Here is a 15,881-nt window from a genome sequence, read left to right on the forward strand (position 1 = left end):
AAGGATCAGGGGCCGGGCAGAGCACCGGCCGCGTTTCTCGAATGGGCGGAGGCACGAGGGGAAGAAACGTCCACGCCCCGCGCCGGTCCACTCGATAACCGTTCCAATCTGTGCCTGTTCCCGGAAGGGTGGTTTCCTCCTGCGGGAAGGGTGTCGGGTGCTCGGTGGGGCTTGTGAATGGACGAGCGCCGATTCAGCGGAGCCTGAACGGTAGAGCGGGCGTGCAGCTCCGGATGCGCGGGCGGCTCAGCGATGCAGATGCCGTCGACGATACTCCGCGGGCGTCGTCCCGACACGCCGCATGAAGGCCCGCCGGAGGGTGTCGGCGTCGAGGAACCCGCAAGCGTTCGCGATTTGCTTGAGAACGATGTCGTCCGTTTCCAGAAGGCGCCGGACAGCCTCGATCCGGACGTTCTCCACGTAGGCGGCCGGTGTCAGTCCCGTCTCGGTCCTGAACAGGCGCGCGAAATGGCGCGGACTCATCCCCGCTCGCCCCGCGAGCTTCTCGACCGCGTGATCCTCCGCGGGATATGCGGCCACCCAGCGCTGGACTTCCTGCAAGGCCGAGCGGCCGGCCGGTGCACTCAGCCCGCGGCGGCTGAACTGCATCTGCCCGCCGCCGCGTCGAAAGAACATTACGAGCTGGCTGGCGACCCGGCGCGCGATCTCCGCGCCGAGATCCTCCTCGACGAGGGCCAGCGCGAGATCCAGCCCCGCGGTGACCCCGGCCGCCGTCCTCAGCGGGCCGTCGAAGAGGCAGATCGCATCGGCCTCGACCGACGCCTCCGGGTAGCGCGCCGCCAGCACCTCCGCCACGGCCCAATGCGTCGTCACCCTCCGGCCGTCCAGCAGGCCTGCCTGACCGAGCAGGAACGCTCCGCTGCAGACCGAACCGTAGCGCCGGCACTGCGCCGCAGCCGTCACGAGCCAGTCCACCAGACCGTCATCGACGTCCGTCTCGTGCATGCGGGGCGCTCCGGCGACCAGCAGCGTGTCGAAGCCCATCGGATCGAAACCGGGAGCCACGAGATCCGCGACGAGGCGGCGTCCCGACGATGTGAGGATCGTATCGGCGGCCGTCCCGACGATGGCGAGATCGTAGATGGGCTCGCCGCTCTGGACGTTCGCCTCGGCGAAGACGTCGAGCGGGCCGGCCACATCGAGCAATTGGACCCCGGGAAGGGCGAGGATGGCGATGGAGCGGGGCGCCATCGGAGCTCCGTGGCTGAGGATGCATGAACGATGGCAGAAAACGCCGTCATACGACGATTGATGCCAATGATGGAGTTTTGTAGCCCGATGGGAGGCTCAGCGCAAAGGAACCCCGATCTTGAGCATTCCCACCTTGGCAACCGTTCCGGACAGCAAATTGGCCCGTGCCGTCACGGAGTTCGTCCGGGACACGGAAACCGAACTCCTCTTCAATCATTCGAGCCGGGTCTACCAATTCGGCGCCCTGGCAGGCATCCGCCGCGACCTGACCTTCGACAGCGAACTTCTCTACGCGGGAGCGATGTTCCACGATGTCGGCCTCATGCCGGACCACAGCAGCGCGGAGGAGCGCTTCGAGGTCGACGGCGCCAACGCGGCGCGCGACTTCCTGACAGCGCACGGGGTACCGGAGGCGGACGTCTACACGGTCTGGACCGCCATCGCCCTGCACACGACGCCCGGCATCCCGGTCCACATGCATCCGGTCGTGGCGCTCGTCACCGCCGGCGTCGAGATGGACGTGCTCGGCCTGACCTACGGAGAATACTCCGACGCCGAGCGTGAGGCGGTGGTGTCCGCGTTCCCGCGGACGCCCGAATTCAAGGAGGACATCATCCAAGCCTTCTACGACGGCATCCGACACAAGCCGGATACGACGTTCGGCAACGTCAAGGCGGACGTCATCGCCGACAAGGAACCGAGCTTCCGCAAGGGCAACTTTTGCGACCTGATCCGTCGCTCGCGCTGGCCTACCGGGGCCCATGCTTCGGGATGCGGCTGCGCTCAGCACGCGTGACGCGCGGGCCTTCTCGGCGAGCGGGGAGATCCTTGTCCAGCGCCGCGACCGACGGCTTCATAGCCATGCGGGACGGTGCGGACGCAGGGCCGACGCCTTGGCCTCAGATGCCGTCTACACGGGTCCGAGCACTGCTCGATGCCCCCGGAAATTGCGGTTTCGGGGGTGTCGACCCTTGAACTCTCCTTAACCGAACGCCTTCCAGCCCAGTTTGCAGCCCTGAACGGCCATGTCTGCGGTTTGCGCCCGCCCATCCCCTCGGCTAACCCTGTCGCCATCCCCGCTTGCCACAAGGACGCGCGATGGCCGCCCTCGACCCGGTTCTCAACGACATCGACCGCGACCTCGACAATGCCCTGGAGCGGTTGCTCGCCTTCCTGCGAATCCCGTCGATCTCCACCGATCCGGCCTATGCCGGGCATTGCCGCGACGCGGCGCAGTGGCTCGGGGGCAACCTGACGGCGCTCGGCTTCGAGACGGCCATCCACGAGACCTCGCTGCATCCGGTGGTGCTGGCGCATGCGCCGAAACCCGGCAAGCCGCACGTGCTGTTCTATGGCCATTACGACGTGCAGCCGGTGGACCCGCTGAACCTCTGGGAGACGCCGCCCTTCGAGCCGCGCCTATCGCTGAACGCCAAGGGCGAGAAGCAGATCGTGGCGCGCGGTGCCTCGGACGACAAGGGTCAGGTGATGACCTTCGTCGAAGCCTGCCGCGCCTTCATCGCCATGGAAGGCGAGCTACCCTGCGGCGTCACCCTCCTCATCGAGGGCGCCGAGGAGAACGGCTCTCAAGGCCTGCCCGAATGGGTCGCGGCCAACCGCGACAAGCTTGCCGCCGACATCGTCCTCGTCTGCGACACCAGCATGTGGAACTCCACCACGCCGGCCATCACCACGTCGCTTCGGGGGCTCGCTTATTTCGAGGTCAAGGTCACCTGCGCCGACCGTGACCTGCATTCGGGCTTCTTCGGAGGTGCCGCGCGCAACCCGATCCACGTCCTGTCGACAATCATCGCCGACCTGCACGATTCGGATGGAAGAGTGGCCCTGCCGGGCTTCTACGACGGCGTGCGCGAGACGCCCGCCGACATTCTGGAGCAGTGGCGCGGGCTCGACTTCACGGCCGAGAAGTTCCTCGGCCCAATCGGCCTCAAGGAGCCTGCCGGCGAGCGCGGCCGGATGCTGATCGAGCTGATCCAGTCGCGCCCGGCCTGCGACGTCAACGGCATCATCGGCGGCTATACCGGCGAGGGCACCAAGACGGTCATCGCGGGGGAGGCCAGTGCCAAGGTCTCGTTCCGCCTCGTGGACGATCAGGACCCCGAGCAACTCGCGAAGACCTTCGAGGCCTTCGTGCGTGAGCGCATCCCGTCGGACTGCTCGGTGGAGGTGATCTGCTACAAGGGCAGCCGCGCCATCAGCCTGCCCTTCGACATGCCCGAACTGGACATCGCGAGGGGGGCGCTCGCCGAGGAATGGGGCGTGCCGGCCGTGACCATCGGTGCGGGCGGCTCGATCCCCATCGTCGGCGATTTCAAGCGGCTGCTCGACCGCAACACGCTCCTCATCGGCTTCGGCCTCGACGACGACCGCATCCACTCGCCCAACGAGAAGTACGACCTCAAGAGCTTCCACAAGGGCACCCGCTCCTGGGCGCGCATCCTGGCGGCATTCGGGGAGCGCTGAGCGGGTTTCGCGTCCTGAAACCCGAGACATCGACAGAGCTCGTTTGCGGTGTTCGTCCAAGGCTTCACCTCATCCTGAGGTGCCGCATAGCGGCCTCGAAGGAGGCTTCCAGGGATTGCGCGCCGATTGGAGGCCTCGTTCGAGGCCTCCGCTACGCTCCGGCGCCTCAGGATGAGGAGGTCTGCTTGGATGATCGACTCTGCCATGAGTATCTGCCGCGAGCCGATCAGGCAGGCTTCAAAAAATCAAGGCGCGGTGACGGGTCGGTTCGCCGATGGGAATCCGGTCAGGATGCTTCCGCACCCGATCGGCTCATCTTCGCGTCGAGCCAGCCCCACAGGGCGCGGATCTCCTCGGCGGCCCGGCCGCAGGGCGCGTATTCGGTGACGCCGAGGCCGGAGGCCACGGCGTCCTGGTGATCCACCCGGTGCACGATGCTGGGTTCGGCCAGCACGCCCAGCGAGCGGAGTTGCGCCGCATAGGCATCCGTGCGCGGGGAGGGCGGGGGCGGGCATTGGTTGAGGACGAGAGCCAGCCGGCTCCGCATCCCGAGGCCCACGAGGGTCTGGAGGGTCGGCCTCGCGGCCACGAGGTCGAGCCGCGACGGGCGCACCGGCACGACCACGAGGTCGGCCGTGCGCAGGGCCGGGGCCAGACCCGTGGCGGTGCCGGCGGTGTCGATGACGACGAGGGTGGTTCCGTTCTCGCGGCAGCCTTCCAGGATCTCGGGCATCTGCCCGATCTCCCAGGCCTGGATGCGCTCGACGGTCACTCCGTCCTTGCGCCGCAGGGCGCCCCAGCCGGCCAGCGACCCCTGCGGATCGAGGTCGAAGGCGATCACGCGTTCGCCGTCCTCCGCCGCCGCCACGGACAGGGAAGCGGCGAGGCTCGTCTTGCCGGTGCCGCCCTTCTGCACGGCCACGGCGACGACGCGGATGCGCCGGTCGTCGGCAGGCTCCTCCGTCATCACACCGCCCCCCTCTACGCGCGGCCCCGGGGTGTCGTCAGGCGCCATGCGACCCGCCTCCGTCACCTCGACGACCCGGCATCGGCTGCGACCGGTGCGACCGTGAAGGCGACCTGCCCGCCGGCTTCAGGGGACGCCGTATGGCAGGAATCGTCTCTCGATCGGACGGAGCGCGGCTCCTCCGATCGATCCGGCCGGGCATCGCCGGCGCGAGCCCCGAGCCCCGGCTCAGAACCGCCCGCGGCGCCGCGCGTCGAGGCTCCACGGACCGGCGCCGGCCGCGGCGAGGTAGAGGAAGAGGAAGCAGAACAGGATGGCCGCGTCGCCGCCGTTTAAGGCCGGGAACTGGCTCTTCGGCGCATGGGCGATGAAATAGGCGAAGGCCATCTGGCCGGAGAGGATGAACGCCACCGGCCGGGTGAACAGGCCGAGGATGATCAGCGCGCCGCCGACGATCTCGAGGACGGCCGCGAACCAGAAGAGTGTGAACAGCGCCGGTGCCGCCCCGCCGCCCATGCGCACGGGAAACCCGAACAGCTTCTGCGTTCCGTGCTCCAGGAACAGGACGCCGGCGACGATGCGCAGGACGCTGAGAAGCCGGGGGGCCCAGGTGGCCGAGATCGCGTTGAGGTTCATGCGGAAACAATCTCCGAGGGGGAGGGCCGTGCGTGCGGCCAAGCCTCCGCAATCAGCACGAAACCCCCTCCGCCGTCGACTCGCCGCGCGTGAGAAAAGTCACCGCGGCCTCTTTTGAAGCCGCGGTGCCGCTATAGTCCAGAACGCTTGCGAAGCATGGCTCCAGATTTACGGCTCCTTGAAGCCGTAATCCGGCACGCCTTCTTCGTTGTCATAATATTTATACGGCAAAAATTTTCCGGACAAGTTCATCTTCACCCGGTCGCCCTTGTTGTTGGGCTCTCGTTCCATGGTCATGTTGAAATCGATCGCCGACATGATGCCGTCACCGAAATCCTCCTGGATCAGTTCTTTCCAGGTGGTGCCGTAGACCATCACCAACTCATAGAAGCGGTAGATCAGCGGGTCGGTGGGCGGCATCTGCGGGATCGAGCCGCGATAGGGCGCCTCGTTCAGCATCCGCTCCTCGGATTCGGTCAGGCCGAACAGCTCCGCCGCCTTCTTCGCCTGGGCTTTGGGCAGCTTCATCTGCCCCATGCAGGCGGCGGTGATGAGGATCGGCGAGAGTCCGCCGATCTCGGCCTGGATGTGCTTCCAGGTCCAGCCCTTCTCGCGCTTGATGTCGAGGAGCTTTTCCGTGAGGTCTTCGCGCTTCATGTGAGGTCTCCGATGAAGGAACGTGGGTGAGAGGCGGCGCGCGGATCCGAGAGCCGCGGATTCACGAGGCGGCGGGGACGGGGATCGGCTCCGGCCCGTCCGCACCCGGCCGCACCACCGGCGGATGGCGCTGGTCGTAGCCGGCGGGCATGGCGTCCCGCAGGCTCTTCGAGCGGCTGACGAGGAAGTCCATCAGGTGGTTGCGCAGGGCGTAGTAGCCCGGCGCGTGATGGAGGTTCGCGCGCTCGCGGCGCTTGGGCAGCGGGTTCTCGACGATCTCCGCCACCTTGGCCTCGGGGCCGTTGGTCATCAGCACGATGCGGTCGGCGAGGTAGATCGACTCGTCGACATCGTGGGTGATCATGAAGACGGTCTGGCCGGTCTCGATGCAGATGCGGCGCACCTCGTCCTGCAGGGTGCCCCGCGTGAGCGCGTCCAGCGCCGAGAACGGCTCGTCCATGAGCAGGATCTTGGGCTCGATGGCGAGCGCCCTGGCGATGCCGACACGCTGCTTCATGCCGCCCGAGAGTTCGGACGGGCGCTTATGCTCGGAGCCGGCGAGGCCCACCGTGGCGATGGCCTTGCGGGCGCGCTCCTCCACCTCGGCGCGGGACGCCTTGCGCCAGCGTGAGGAGACCGCATAGGCGACGTTGCCGAGCACCGTGCGCCAGGGCAGCAGGGCATGGCCCTGGAAGATCACCGCCCGGTCGAGGCTGGTTCCCTCGATCGCCTGCCCGTCGACGATGACGACGCCCTCGCTCGGCGCCTCCAGCCCGGCCAGGATGTTGAGCACCGTGGTCTTGCCGCAGCCGGAATGGCCGATCATGCAGACGAACTCGCCCCGCCGCATGGGCAGCCACAGGTTCTCGAACACGGTGTTTGGCTTGCCGCCGGGGGCGGGATAGCGCCGGGCGATCCCCTCGATGGAGATGAACTTCTCAGACGACGACATGCGGCTGGTCCCGGCGGCGGGGTCGGGAGCGGCGCTCGCGGAGCGCCGCGCGAAGGGGATGAGCTTGCTCATGGCGCGGCCTCACTCGGGGAAGGTGACGAGGCGCTGCGCCCGGGCGAGCAACTGGTCGAGGATCATGCCCACGAGGCCGATGACCAGGATCGAGACGATCACATTGGTGATCGAGAGGTTGTTCCACTCGTTCCAGACGAAGTAGCCGATGCCGGTTCCACCCACGAGCATCTCGGCCGCCACGATGACGAGCCAGGCGATGCCGATGGAGATGCGCATGCCGGTGAGGATGGTGGGCGCAGCCGCCGGCAGGATCACCGTGAAGGCGCGCCGGATCGGCCCGACCTCCAGGGTCCGGGCGACGTTGAGCCATTCCTTGCGCGTTCCGGCGACACCGAAGGCGGTGTTGATCAGCATCGGCCAGAGCGAGCAGATGAAGATCACGAAGATCGCCGACAGGCTGGAATCCTTGATCGTGTAGAGGGCGAGCGGCATCCAGGCGAGCGGCGAGACCGGCTTCAGGAGCTGGATGAACGGGTCGAGCGCCCGGCCCATCAGCGGCGACATGCCGATGAGGAAGCCGATGGGGATGGCCACCAGCACCGCGAGACCGTAGCCCAGCGCCACCCGGCCGATGGAATAGGCGAGCTGGATGCCGAGACCCTTGTCGTTGGGGCCGCGATCGTAGAACGGGTCCTTCAGGTGCTTCCAGGCGGCGGCGGCGACGTCGAGGGGCCCCGGCATCGCCGACTTGCCGGTTGTGGCGCTCGCACCCATGAGGGCCGCGTATTCCGGGTCCATGGCTTCGGTCTTGGCCACCCCGCCCACCGCGATCTGCCAGAGCAGCAGGAAGGCGGCGAGGACGGCCAGGGAGACGATGCCGGCGCGGAGCGAGAGAGAGGCCTTCATGGCTCAGCCGGCCCGCTTGATGGCGAAGGAGTTCAGATACTCCTCGGGCTTGGCCGGATCGAAGGCCTTGCCCATCACCGAGAAGGATTTCGACGTGGCGGTCGGCGGGGTGAGGCCGGCCTCCTTCATCAGCCGGGCTGCGTCGGTGGCGAGATAGACCTTCTCGGCCACCGCCTTGTAGTCGACATCGCCCTTGATCTGACCCCAGCGCTTCATCTGGGTCATGATCCAGACCGCGAAGGACGACCACGGGAAGGCGTCGAAATCGACGCGGTCCGGCACCTTGCGGACGTTGCCGAGGCCGTCGGCGAAGGTTCCGGTGAGCACCTGTTCCACCACCGTCACCGGCTGGTTGAGGTAGTTGGCCGGCGCGATCTGCGCGGCGATCTCCTTGCGGTTCTCGATCTTCGAGGCGTAGGCCGTCGCCTCGATCACGGCGCGGAGGAGGGCGGCGTAGGTGTTCGGGGTCTGGGTGACGAAATCCTGGGAGGCCGCGAAGGCGCAGCACGGGTGCCGGTCCCAGATCTCCTTCGACAGGATGTGGATGAAGCCGACGCCGTCATAGACCGCGCGCTGGTTCACCGGGTCGGGAGCGAGGAACCCGTCGATGTTGTCGGCCCGCAGGTTCGCGACCATGTCCGGCGGCGGGACGGCGCGGATCTGCACGTCGGTATCGGGGTCGATCCCGGCTTCCGCGAGGTAGTAGCGCAGCAGGTAATTGTGCATCGAATAGTCGAAGGGCACCGCGAGCCTGAAGCCCTTCCAGCTCTTCGGGTCGCGCCTGTCCTTGTGCTTCATCGCCAGGGTGATCGCCTGGCCGTTGACGTTCTCCACCGCCGGCATCGTGTAGGGGACGGGGTTCGATCCGACGCCGAGCGAGATGGCGATGGGCATCGGCGCCAGCATGTGGGCGGCGTCGTATTCCTTGTTCAGGGTCTTGTCGCGGATCACCGCCCAGCCGGCGGTCTTCACCACCTCCACGTTCAGCCCCTGCTTCTCGTAGAAGCCCATGGGTTTCGCCATGATGATCGGCGTGGCGCAGGTGATCGGGATAAAGCCGACCTTCAGGTCGGTCTTCTCGGGCTTCGCCCCTTGCGCGAAGGCCTCGGCCACGAATTTCGTCGGCAAGAACTGGCTCACGGCGGCCAGCGCCGTCGCCGCGCCGACGCTCCTGAGGAAGGCGCGCCGCTGGGCATCCTCGGGGAACAGGGCCCGCATCACCGCGCCTTCGACGGCCCGCGTGACCGCGGCGTCGCCGGACGGGGCTTCGGCATCGTGCGCGGCTTGATCGCGATGGTTTCCGCAGGAGCAGCCGCCGCGCTTCAAGGTCAGCCGGGCGTTGAACGGATCGTCGAAGAGCGCCATGTCGCGGACCTTTCTGCGGAGACGGTTCCTTCATGGCAAACGCTGTGCCAGCCGCAATTTCAATGAAAAATACAATCGGAACAATGGTTTGAGATAAAGGCAAACATTACGAAATGTCGTCGATTACGGTTTTTCGTGACCTGTGCTACGAAATATCGTGATGGAAAGATCAGACGCGCCGACCGCCTCGCCCTATGGCCCCGCCTTCGACAGGGCGGCGGAGGCGATGCTGGTGCTCGATCCGGTGGCCGACGAGATCCGGGACGCCAACCCGGCCGCCGCGCGGCTGCTCGGCTACGATCCCGATGTCCTGCGGGGCATGCGCGTCACCGGCCTCCATCCCGATCAGGTGCCGACGCTGATCGTGTTCACCCAGGCCGTGCAGGCGCGGGGCCGCGACTGGACCCATGCCCTCTCGCCGAGGCACGCCGAGGGGCACGGCCTCCATGTGGAATATAGCGGGACGATCCTGCCGGGTGAGCCGGCGCTCCTCCTCGTCAGCCTGTTCGACCTCGACGAGCGTCGCCGCCGCCTCGTGGATACGGAGGCCGATGCGCATATGCGGGCCGGCCTGACCGAGTGGCAGCGGATGGAGCGGATCTTTCGCGATATCGAGCGCGAGAACCAGCTGATCCTGCGCGCGGCCGGCGAGGGCATCTACGGGGTCAATGCCGAGGGCATCACCACCTTCATCAACCCGGCGGCCGAGCGGATGCTGGGCTGGGACGCGGCCGATCTCGTCGGGCGCGACATGCATGCCACCGTCCACCACAGCCACCCGGATGGCTGCCATTACCCGCACCAGGATTGCCCGATCTACGCCGCCTTCCGCGATGGGGCCGTGCATCAGGTCGACACCGAGGTGTTCTGGCGCCGGGACGGCACCCCGATCTTCGTGGAATACACGTCGACGCCGATCCGCGACCGGGGCCGGCTCCTCGGCGCGGTCATCGTCTTCCGCGACATCAGCCAGCGGCGGGAGGCCGACGAGCGCCTGCGCCAGGCCCTGGCGGAGGTCGATTCCCTGCGCCAGCGCCTGGAGCTCGAGAACGCCTATCTGCGCGAGGAAATCCGCGAGGGCGGGCACCACCAGGGCATCATCGGCCGTTCTCCGGCCATCGAGGCGACCCTCCGGCAGATCGACCTCGTGGCCGGCACCGACGCCACCGTCCTCGTCACCGGCGAATCCGGCACCGGCAAGGAGCTCATCGCCCGCGCCATCCACGAGGCGAGCCGCCGCCGGGACCGGCCGCTGATCCGGGTGAATTGCGCGGCGATCCCGCGCGAGCTGTTCGAGAGCGAGTTCTTCGGCCACGCCAAGGGCGCCTTCACCGGCGCCCTGCGCGACCGGGTCGGGCGGTTCGAGCTCGCCGATGGCGGCACCCTGTTTCTCGACGAGGTCGGCGAAATCCCCATCGACCTGCAGGGCAAGCTCCTGCGGGTGCTGCAGGAGCGGCAATTCGAGAGGGTCGGCGAGGAGCGCACCCGCCTCGTCGACGTCCGCCTCGTGGCCGCCACCAACCGCGACCTCAAGGCCGAGGTGAAGCGGGGGCGCTTTCGCGAGGATCTCTACTTCCGCCTCAACGTCTTCCCCATCGCGGCCGTGCCCCTGCGCGAGCGGCCCGAGGATATTCCCCTCATCGCCCAGCACTTCCTGAAGGGCGTGGCCCGGCGCCTCGCCATGCCCGACCTGCGTCTCACGGAAGGCGATGTCCGCCGCCTCGCGCGCTACGACTGGCCCGGCAATGTCCGCGAGTTGGAGAACATCGTCGAGCGGGCGGCGATCCTGGCCGTGCGCGGGCGGTTGCGGTTCGACCTGCCCGAGGCCGAGGGCAGCGGTCCCGTCGAGGGGCGGCGCCCGCAGGGCGAGGTCGCGGCCGGCGCCACCCCCGCCACCGAGGCCGAGCGAAGGGCACGCGACCGGGCCGACATCTCGGCCGCCCTCATCTTGAGCAAGGGCCGCGTCTTCGGGGCCGGAGGGGCGGCCGAACTGCTCGGCGTCAAGCCGACGACGCTCGCCTCCCGCATCAAAGTGTATGGCCTGACGGGGGTCGGCCGGTCGGGCGGCGGAGCCTGATCCGATCCGCTTCACTCGCCTTACGTGTAATGGCTGTAGACTGAGTTGTTGATGCAGGATATTGAATCGAATTCTCTCGATCGTGAAAGCTTCGCCTGAAGACTCGCCAGCATAGGAAGGCTCAACGCAACAAGGAATGCGATGAGCGACAGGCGGTCGGAGGCGCGATACAAGGTCATCCTGCCAGCTCTTTGCTGGGGGCGGCATCGGCAGAATTTCTATGCGGTCACCGACGATCTCTCCTCGGACGGAATTCGTTTCAAGTCCTCGGTCGTGCCCGCCGTCGATGAGCGACTGACCTGCAGTATCCGCCATGCCGGATCTATCGAAGCCATCGTCGTGCGAGCGGAGACATCCGCTTTCGCCATACGGGTTCTGAGCGCCGACCATCCCCTCGGGCTCGTGGTGCAGAGCCTCCTCAGCGTCGCGAAATCGCAAAATCCCCCACCCCTGGTGACACGCGCCTTTCCGCGCATCGTGCCGGAAATCCAGGACGTGCTGGTCACGACCGAGGCCGGATCGATGCTGCCGGGCCGTGTCATCAACATCTCGGCATCGGGGGTCGCCGTCTCCATGGAAGAACCCCTCGACGTCGGCACGCTGATCGTCATCGGCAGGACCAGGGCCAAGGTCGCCCGCCGGTTCGACAACGGCATCGGCGCGGCCTTCCTCTCGCCGCTCCACGCGGACGCGGTCGGCCCGCATGTCGTGCTCTGATCGCGGCCTCAGGGCTGTACGGCGGCGCCGTTCGACCAGGGGGCCGCCGCGAACCGGGCCGCCAGGAAGGCGATGAGTGCGAGGACGCGGGCGGGGCGCGGGTCGCCCGGCGGCGTGACCAGATGCAGGGCGATGGGCGGCAGGTCCCAACCGTGCAGCACCCGTTCGAGCCGCCCTGCCCGAAGATCCTCCCAGACCATGAAATCCGGCTGGACGGCAAGACCGAGCCCGGCGCGAAGGGCGGGGGTCAGGGCGTCGGCATTGTTGGCCCGCAGCGGCCCGGCAGGGACGATGACCGCTTCCTCGCCCTCGCGGCTGGTGAAGATCCAGCGGTCCGGGCTCGGCAGGTAAGCGTAGCCGAGGCAGGGATGGCGGGCGAGGTCGCGCGGATGCTCCGGCCGGCCATGCCGGTCGAGATAATCCGGCGATGCCACGAGGGCGCGGTTCACGAGGCAGAGGCGTCGCGCCCGCAAGGAGGAATCCGCCAGCGCGGCGATGCGCAGGCCGATATCGAAGCCCCCGCCCACGAGATCGACCAACGCATCGCTGAGATGGAGATCCACCGAGACCTCCGGATACTGGCCCAGGAAATCCGGAAGGATCGGGGCGACGTGGAGGATGCCGAACGACATGGGGGCGGCGAGCCTCACCATGCCGCGCGGAACCGATGACGAGGCCGTGGCCTGGGCTTCCGCCGCCTCACCCTCCGCGAGGATGCGCGCGGCCCCCTCCCGCGCCGCATGGCCAAGTTCCGTCAGGGCGATCTTGCGTGAGGTCCGATGGAACAGGCGACCGCCGATCCGGCCTTCGAGGCGGGTGATCGCCTTGGAGACCGTGGCCTTCGACAGGCCGAGTTCATCCGCCGTTCGCCCGAACGCACCCGTCTCCGCGACTTTGGCGAAGATCGCCCAGGCTTCGAAATCCGGCAGTTTCATAGGCGCAGTTCCAGAAACGATAGGTTTCCATCGTTTCTGTTTTCATGCGGCATGCCAAGCCCCAGATTGTCGTCATCACGAAGCGGCGCGGTGGTCATCCACCGGCCAGCGCGTCCGGGAGACACGACCATGTCCGATAACGGCCTGCACCACGTCACCGCCTATGCCGGCGACATCCAGCGCAACCTCGATTTCTACCGGCGCGTCCTCGGCCTGCGCCTGGTGAAGAAGACCGTCAATTTCGACGATCCCTCGACCTATCACCTCTATTACGGCGACGATGCCGGACGGCCCGGCACGATCCTGACGTTCTTTCCCGTCGCCCATGCCGCGCGGGGACGGGTCGGGATCGGCGAGACACAGGAGACCGCCTTCCGCGTTCCCCGCACCTCCATCGGCTGGTGGACTCACAGGCTAATCGAGAAGGGCGTCGACCATGACGCCCTGGTTCAGCTCTTCGGCGAGCCGGTCCTCCGTCTGCGCGATCCCGACGGGATGGTGCTGGCCCTGGTCGGGGTCGACGAGGCCACCGAGGGGGCGCCTTCCTGGACCGGTGCCGAGGTTCCGGCCGAGCACGCCATCCGGGGCTTCCACGGCGTCACCCTGCTCCTCAAAGAGGCGGAGCCGACGGCGCGTATCCTCACCGGGGTGTTCGGCTTCTCCGAGGCCGGACGCGACGGTGCGATGACCCGCTACGCGAATGGCGGTGCTCTCGGCGGGTTCGTCACCCTCCGGGCGGTGGGCGAGTTCCTGCGCGGACGGCCCGGTGCGGGCTCGGTCCATCACATCGCCTTCCGGGCGAAGGACGATGCCGAGCAGGCGTCCATGGTGGCCGATCTCACCGGCACCCACGGCCTCCAGGTGACCGAGCAGCGCGACCGCGCCTATTTCCGCTCGGTCTACTTCCGTGAGCCCGGCGGCGTGCTGTTCGAGATCGCCACCGACATTCCTGGCTTTGCCGTCGACGAGCCGGCCGAGGCCCTGGGCGAGGCGCTCAAGCTCCCCGCCTTCCTCGAAGCGCACCGCGCGCGGATCGAGGAGGTTCTCCCCGTCATCGCCTGACACGGCCGCCCCTCCGCGAGGAGGGGCGGTTCCCACGCACCTTTCGCGAGGCCGTCATGACCAAGCTGTCCTTCACTCACCGTTTCGAGCCCGCGACCGTGGCCGGCTCGCCTCCGCTCCTGCTGCTCCACGGCACCGGCGGCGACGAGAACGACCTGCTGCCCCTGGGGCGCGCCGTCTCGCCGGGCTCCGCCCTGCTGTCGCCGCGCGGCCCCGTCCTGGAGAACGGCATGCCGCGCTTCTTCCGGCGTCTCGCCGAGGGGGTCTTCGACGAGGCCGACCTCCGGCGCCGTGCGCGGGAGCTCGCGGATTTCATCGCGGAGGCCCGTGAGGCCTACGGCATCGCCGCACCCGTGGCGCTCGGCTTCTCCAACGGCGCCAACATCGCCGCCGCCCTTCTCCTGCTCCATCCGGGCGTGCTGGCGGGAGCGGCGCTGCTCCGGCCGATGATGCCGCTGGCGGAACCGCCCGTTCCCGACCTGACCGGCACGCCCGTGCTGATGCTGTCGGGCATGGCCGATCCGATCGTGCCGGCCGAGAACGCCGCGCGTCTCGCTGGAATCCTCGGCCGGGCCGGGGCGGATGTGGCGCACGACATCCAGCCGGCCGGGCACGGGCTCGGCCAGGCCGACGTCACGGCGGTTCAGGCGTGGATGGCCCGGATGGTCGAGGGGGAGCGCGCGTAAGCGAGGCTGCTCCGGTAGACCGCCTCGATCCCGTCGAGATGCCGGTCGAGGGTCAGCGGATCGGCCCAGAACAGGTCGTAGGCCGCATCCGACATCCGGCGCGCAACCGAGTCGTCGGAGAGACGCATGAGGGCGGCGGCGAGGGAATCCGGTTTGCCGGACGCGAACCAGAGACCGTTGACGCCGTCCTCCACCGCCTCCCGTCCGGCGCAGATGTCGCTGACGATCACCGGCGTCCCCGCCGCCAGGGATTCGAGCACGGTGAGGGGCTGGCCCTCGTACCAGACCGAGGGGAAGACGAGGGCGCGGGCCGCGCGCATCAGCGCCTTGACCTCGGCCGGGTTCTTCCAGCCGAGGAAGCGGGCCTCCGGATAGTCCGACTCCAGCTGCGCCCGCTGCGGGCCGTCGCCAATGAACACGGCCGTCTGCCCGGCGAGGCGGGCGGCCTCGGCGAAGACGTTCGCGCCCTTCTCGGGGGAGACCCGCCCGACGAAGACGATGTCGCCCAGCGGCCGATCCGCCTTCCGGCCGAGGGGCTCCGCGTCCACGGGGTTCGAGACCTCGAAATAGCGCGTCCGTTTCGGCAGGTAGGGGGCCAGAACGGTCTTCTGCAGCCGGCTGATGGTGATGACGGTGGCCGCGCTGCCCACCAGCCCCGACCCCCGCATCAACGCATGACGGCCGACCCGCATCAGTTTGCGGGCATAGCTCCGCGAGTCGCAATTGTAGGCGATGCAGGCGGGCGAGAGCGGGGTCCGGTGGCAGGCGGCCGAGATCGGGTAATCGTAGAAGCCGCCATTGGGGCAGGCGAGGTAGTATTCGTGCATGGTGAACACCACCGGAACCCTCGTCGCCTTCAGCACCGGTCCGATGGAGGGCGACAGGGCCTTGGCCCAGCCATGGACGTGGACGACGCTGTCTTCCGGATCGTAGCCGGAGAGGAGCGCTTGGAGGCGGAGCGCCGCCGGCCGGTTCCAGAGCCATTGCACGCCGAAACTGGCGAGCGAGGTGGTGAGCGCCACGTCGGTCTGGCCAAGCACGATCACCGCGATGCCGGCGGCCGCGAGACGCGGATCGGCCGGGCCGACGGCTGCGAAGAACACGACCCGATGGCCACGCCCGGCGAGGCCGAGCGCGCTCTCGATGGCGACCTTCGCCTGCCCGCCATTGATGAAGGCGTGATCGGCGACGATGATGATGGTCATGACCG

15 protein-coding genes are annotated in these 15,881 nt (G+C 68.0%); 6 read left to right on the forward strand and 9 right to left on the reverse strand.

Annotation, left to right across the window (positions count from 1 at the left end):
* Positions 1-246: 246 nt before the first annotated feature.
* Complete coding sequence (locus ASF34_RS10260; RefSeq protein ID WP_018041851.1) at positions 247-1,212, reverse strand: GlxA family transcriptional regulator; 966 nt, start codon at positions 1,210-1,212, stop codon at positions 247-249.
* 118 nt (positions 1,213-1,330) lie between these two features.
* Here ASF34_RS10260 and ASF34_RS10265 point away from each other — a divergent pair, with 118 nt between their 5' ends.
* Positions 1,331-2,008 carry an HD domain-containing protein gene (locus tag ASF34_RS10265; RefSeq protein ID WP_056160900.1) on the forward strand — a complete coding sequence of 226 codons (678 nt, stop codon included), beginning with the start codon at positions 1,331-1,333 and terminating at the stop codon, positions 2,006-2,008.
* A 302-nt stretch (positions 2,009-2,310) separates the two neighbouring features.
* On the forward strand, positions 2,311-3,696 hold the full coding sequence (locus ASF34_RS10270; protein WP_056160903.1) for a dipeptidase: 1,386 nt from the start codon (positions 2,311-2,313) through the stop codon (positions 3,694-3,696).
* Positions 3,697-3,982: 286 nt separating this feature from the next.
* Here ASF34_RS10270 and ASF34_RS10275 read toward each other — a convergent pair whose 3' ends face one another.
* From ASF34_RS10275 to ASF34_RS10300, 6 genes are all read right to left on the reverse strand, one after another.
* Complete coding sequence (locus ASF34_RS10275) at positions 3,983-4,663, reverse strand: ParA family protein (RefSeq protein WP_056160904.1); 681 nt, start codon at positions 4,661-4,663, stop codon at positions 3,983-3,985.
* Between the two features lie 228 nt (positions 4,664-4,891).
* A complete protein-coding gene (locus ASF34_RS10280; protein WP_056160906.1) occupies positions 4,892-5,299 on the reverse strand; it encodes a DoxX family protein in 408 nt (135 codons plus the stop codon).
* A gap of 168 nt (positions 5,300-5,467) precedes the next feature.
* Complete coding sequence (gene cynS, locus ASF34_RS10285; RefSeq protein WP_018041857.1) at positions 5,468-5,956, reverse strand: cyanase; 489 nt, start codon at positions 5,954-5,956, stop codon at positions 5,468-5,470.
* Positions 5,957-6,017: 61 nt separating this feature from the next.
* On the reverse strand, positions 6,018-6,980 hold the full coding sequence (locus ASF34_RS10290) for an ABC transporter ATP-binding protein (protein WP_056160908.1): 963 nt from the start codon (positions 6,978-6,980) through the stop codon (positions 6,018-6,020).
* Between the two features lie 9 nt (positions 6,981-6,989).
* Positions 6,990-7,829 (reverse strand): nitrate ABC transporter permease, encoded by an 840-nt coding sequence (gene ntrB / locus ASF34_RS10295; RefSeq protein WP_056160911.1) that lies wholly within the window; start codon positions 7,827-7,829, stop codon positions 6,990-6,992.
* 3 nt (positions 7,830-7,832) lie between these two features.
* Positions 7,833-9,194: a CmpA/NrtA family ABC transporter substrate-binding protein gene (locus ASF34_RS10300; RefSeq protein WP_056160912.1), complete on the reverse strand. Its 1,362-nt coding sequence runs from the start codon at positions 9,192-9,194 to the stop codon at positions 7,833-7,835.
* Positions 9,195-9,354: 160 nt separating this feature from the next.
* On the opposite strand from ASF34_RS10300, the gene ASF34_RS10305 reads away from it, so the two are divergent.
* Both ASF34_RS10305 and ASF34_RS10310 read left to right on the forward strand, forming a co-directional pair.
* The gene (locus ASF34_RS10305; RefSeq protein ID WP_056160913.1) at positions 9,355-11,271 is read left to right on the forward strand and encodes a sigma 54-interacting transcriptional regulator; all 1,917 of its coding nucleotides are present in this window, start codon (positions 9,355-9,357) and stop codon (positions 11,269-11,271) included.
* Positions 11,272-11,412: 141 nt separating this feature from the next.
* Entirely contained in the window at positions 11,413-11,988 is a 576-nt protein-coding gene (locus ASF34_RS10310) for a PilZ domain-containing protein (RefSeq protein ID WP_018041862.1), read from the forward strand.
* An 8-nt stretch (positions 11,989-11,996) separates the two neighbouring features.
* Here ASF34_RS10310 and ASF34_RS10315 read toward each other — a convergent pair whose 3' ends face one another.
* Positions 11,997-12,923 carry a LysR family transcriptional regulator gene (locus ASF34_RS10315; protein ID WP_056160915.1) on the reverse strand — a complete coding sequence of 309 codons (927 nt, stop codon included), beginning with the start codon at positions 12,921-12,923 and terminating at the stop codon, positions 11,997-11,999.
* A 129-nt stretch (positions 12,924-13,052) separates the two neighbouring features.
* Here ASF34_RS10315 and ASF34_RS10320 point away from each other — a divergent pair, with 129 nt between their 5' ends.
* Positions 13,053-13,985 (forward strand): ring-cleaving dioxygenase, encoded by a 933-nt coding sequence (locus tag ASF34_RS10320; protein WP_056160916.1) that lies wholly within the window; start codon positions 13,053-13,055, stop codon positions 13,983-13,985.
* A 56-nt stretch (positions 13,986-14,041) separates the two neighbouring features.
* Complete coding sequence (locus tag ASF34_RS10325) at positions 14,042-14,671, forward strand: alpha/beta hydrolase (protein WP_056160918.1); 630 nt, start codon at positions 14,042-14,044, stop codon at positions 14,669-14,671.
* Here the strand turns inward: ASF34_RS10325 and ASF34_RS10330 are convergent.
* Positions 14,629-15,876 carry a glycosyltransferase family 4 protein gene (locus ASF34_RS10330; RefSeq protein ID WP_056161165.1) on the reverse strand — a complete coding sequence of 416 codons (1,248 nt, stop codon included), beginning with the start codon at positions 15,874-15,876 and terminating at the stop codon, positions 14,629-14,631. The two genes, ASF34_RS10325 and ASF34_RS10330, sit on opposite strands and share 43 nt — an antisense overlap.
* Positions 15,877-15,881: the final 5 nt, after the last annotated feature.

It is taken from the genome of Methylobacterium sp. Leaf106 (genome assembly GCF_001422895.1).
GTDB lineage: Bacteria > Pseudomonadota > Alphaproteobacteria > Rhizobiales > Beijerinckiaceae > Methylobacterium > Methylobacterium bullatum.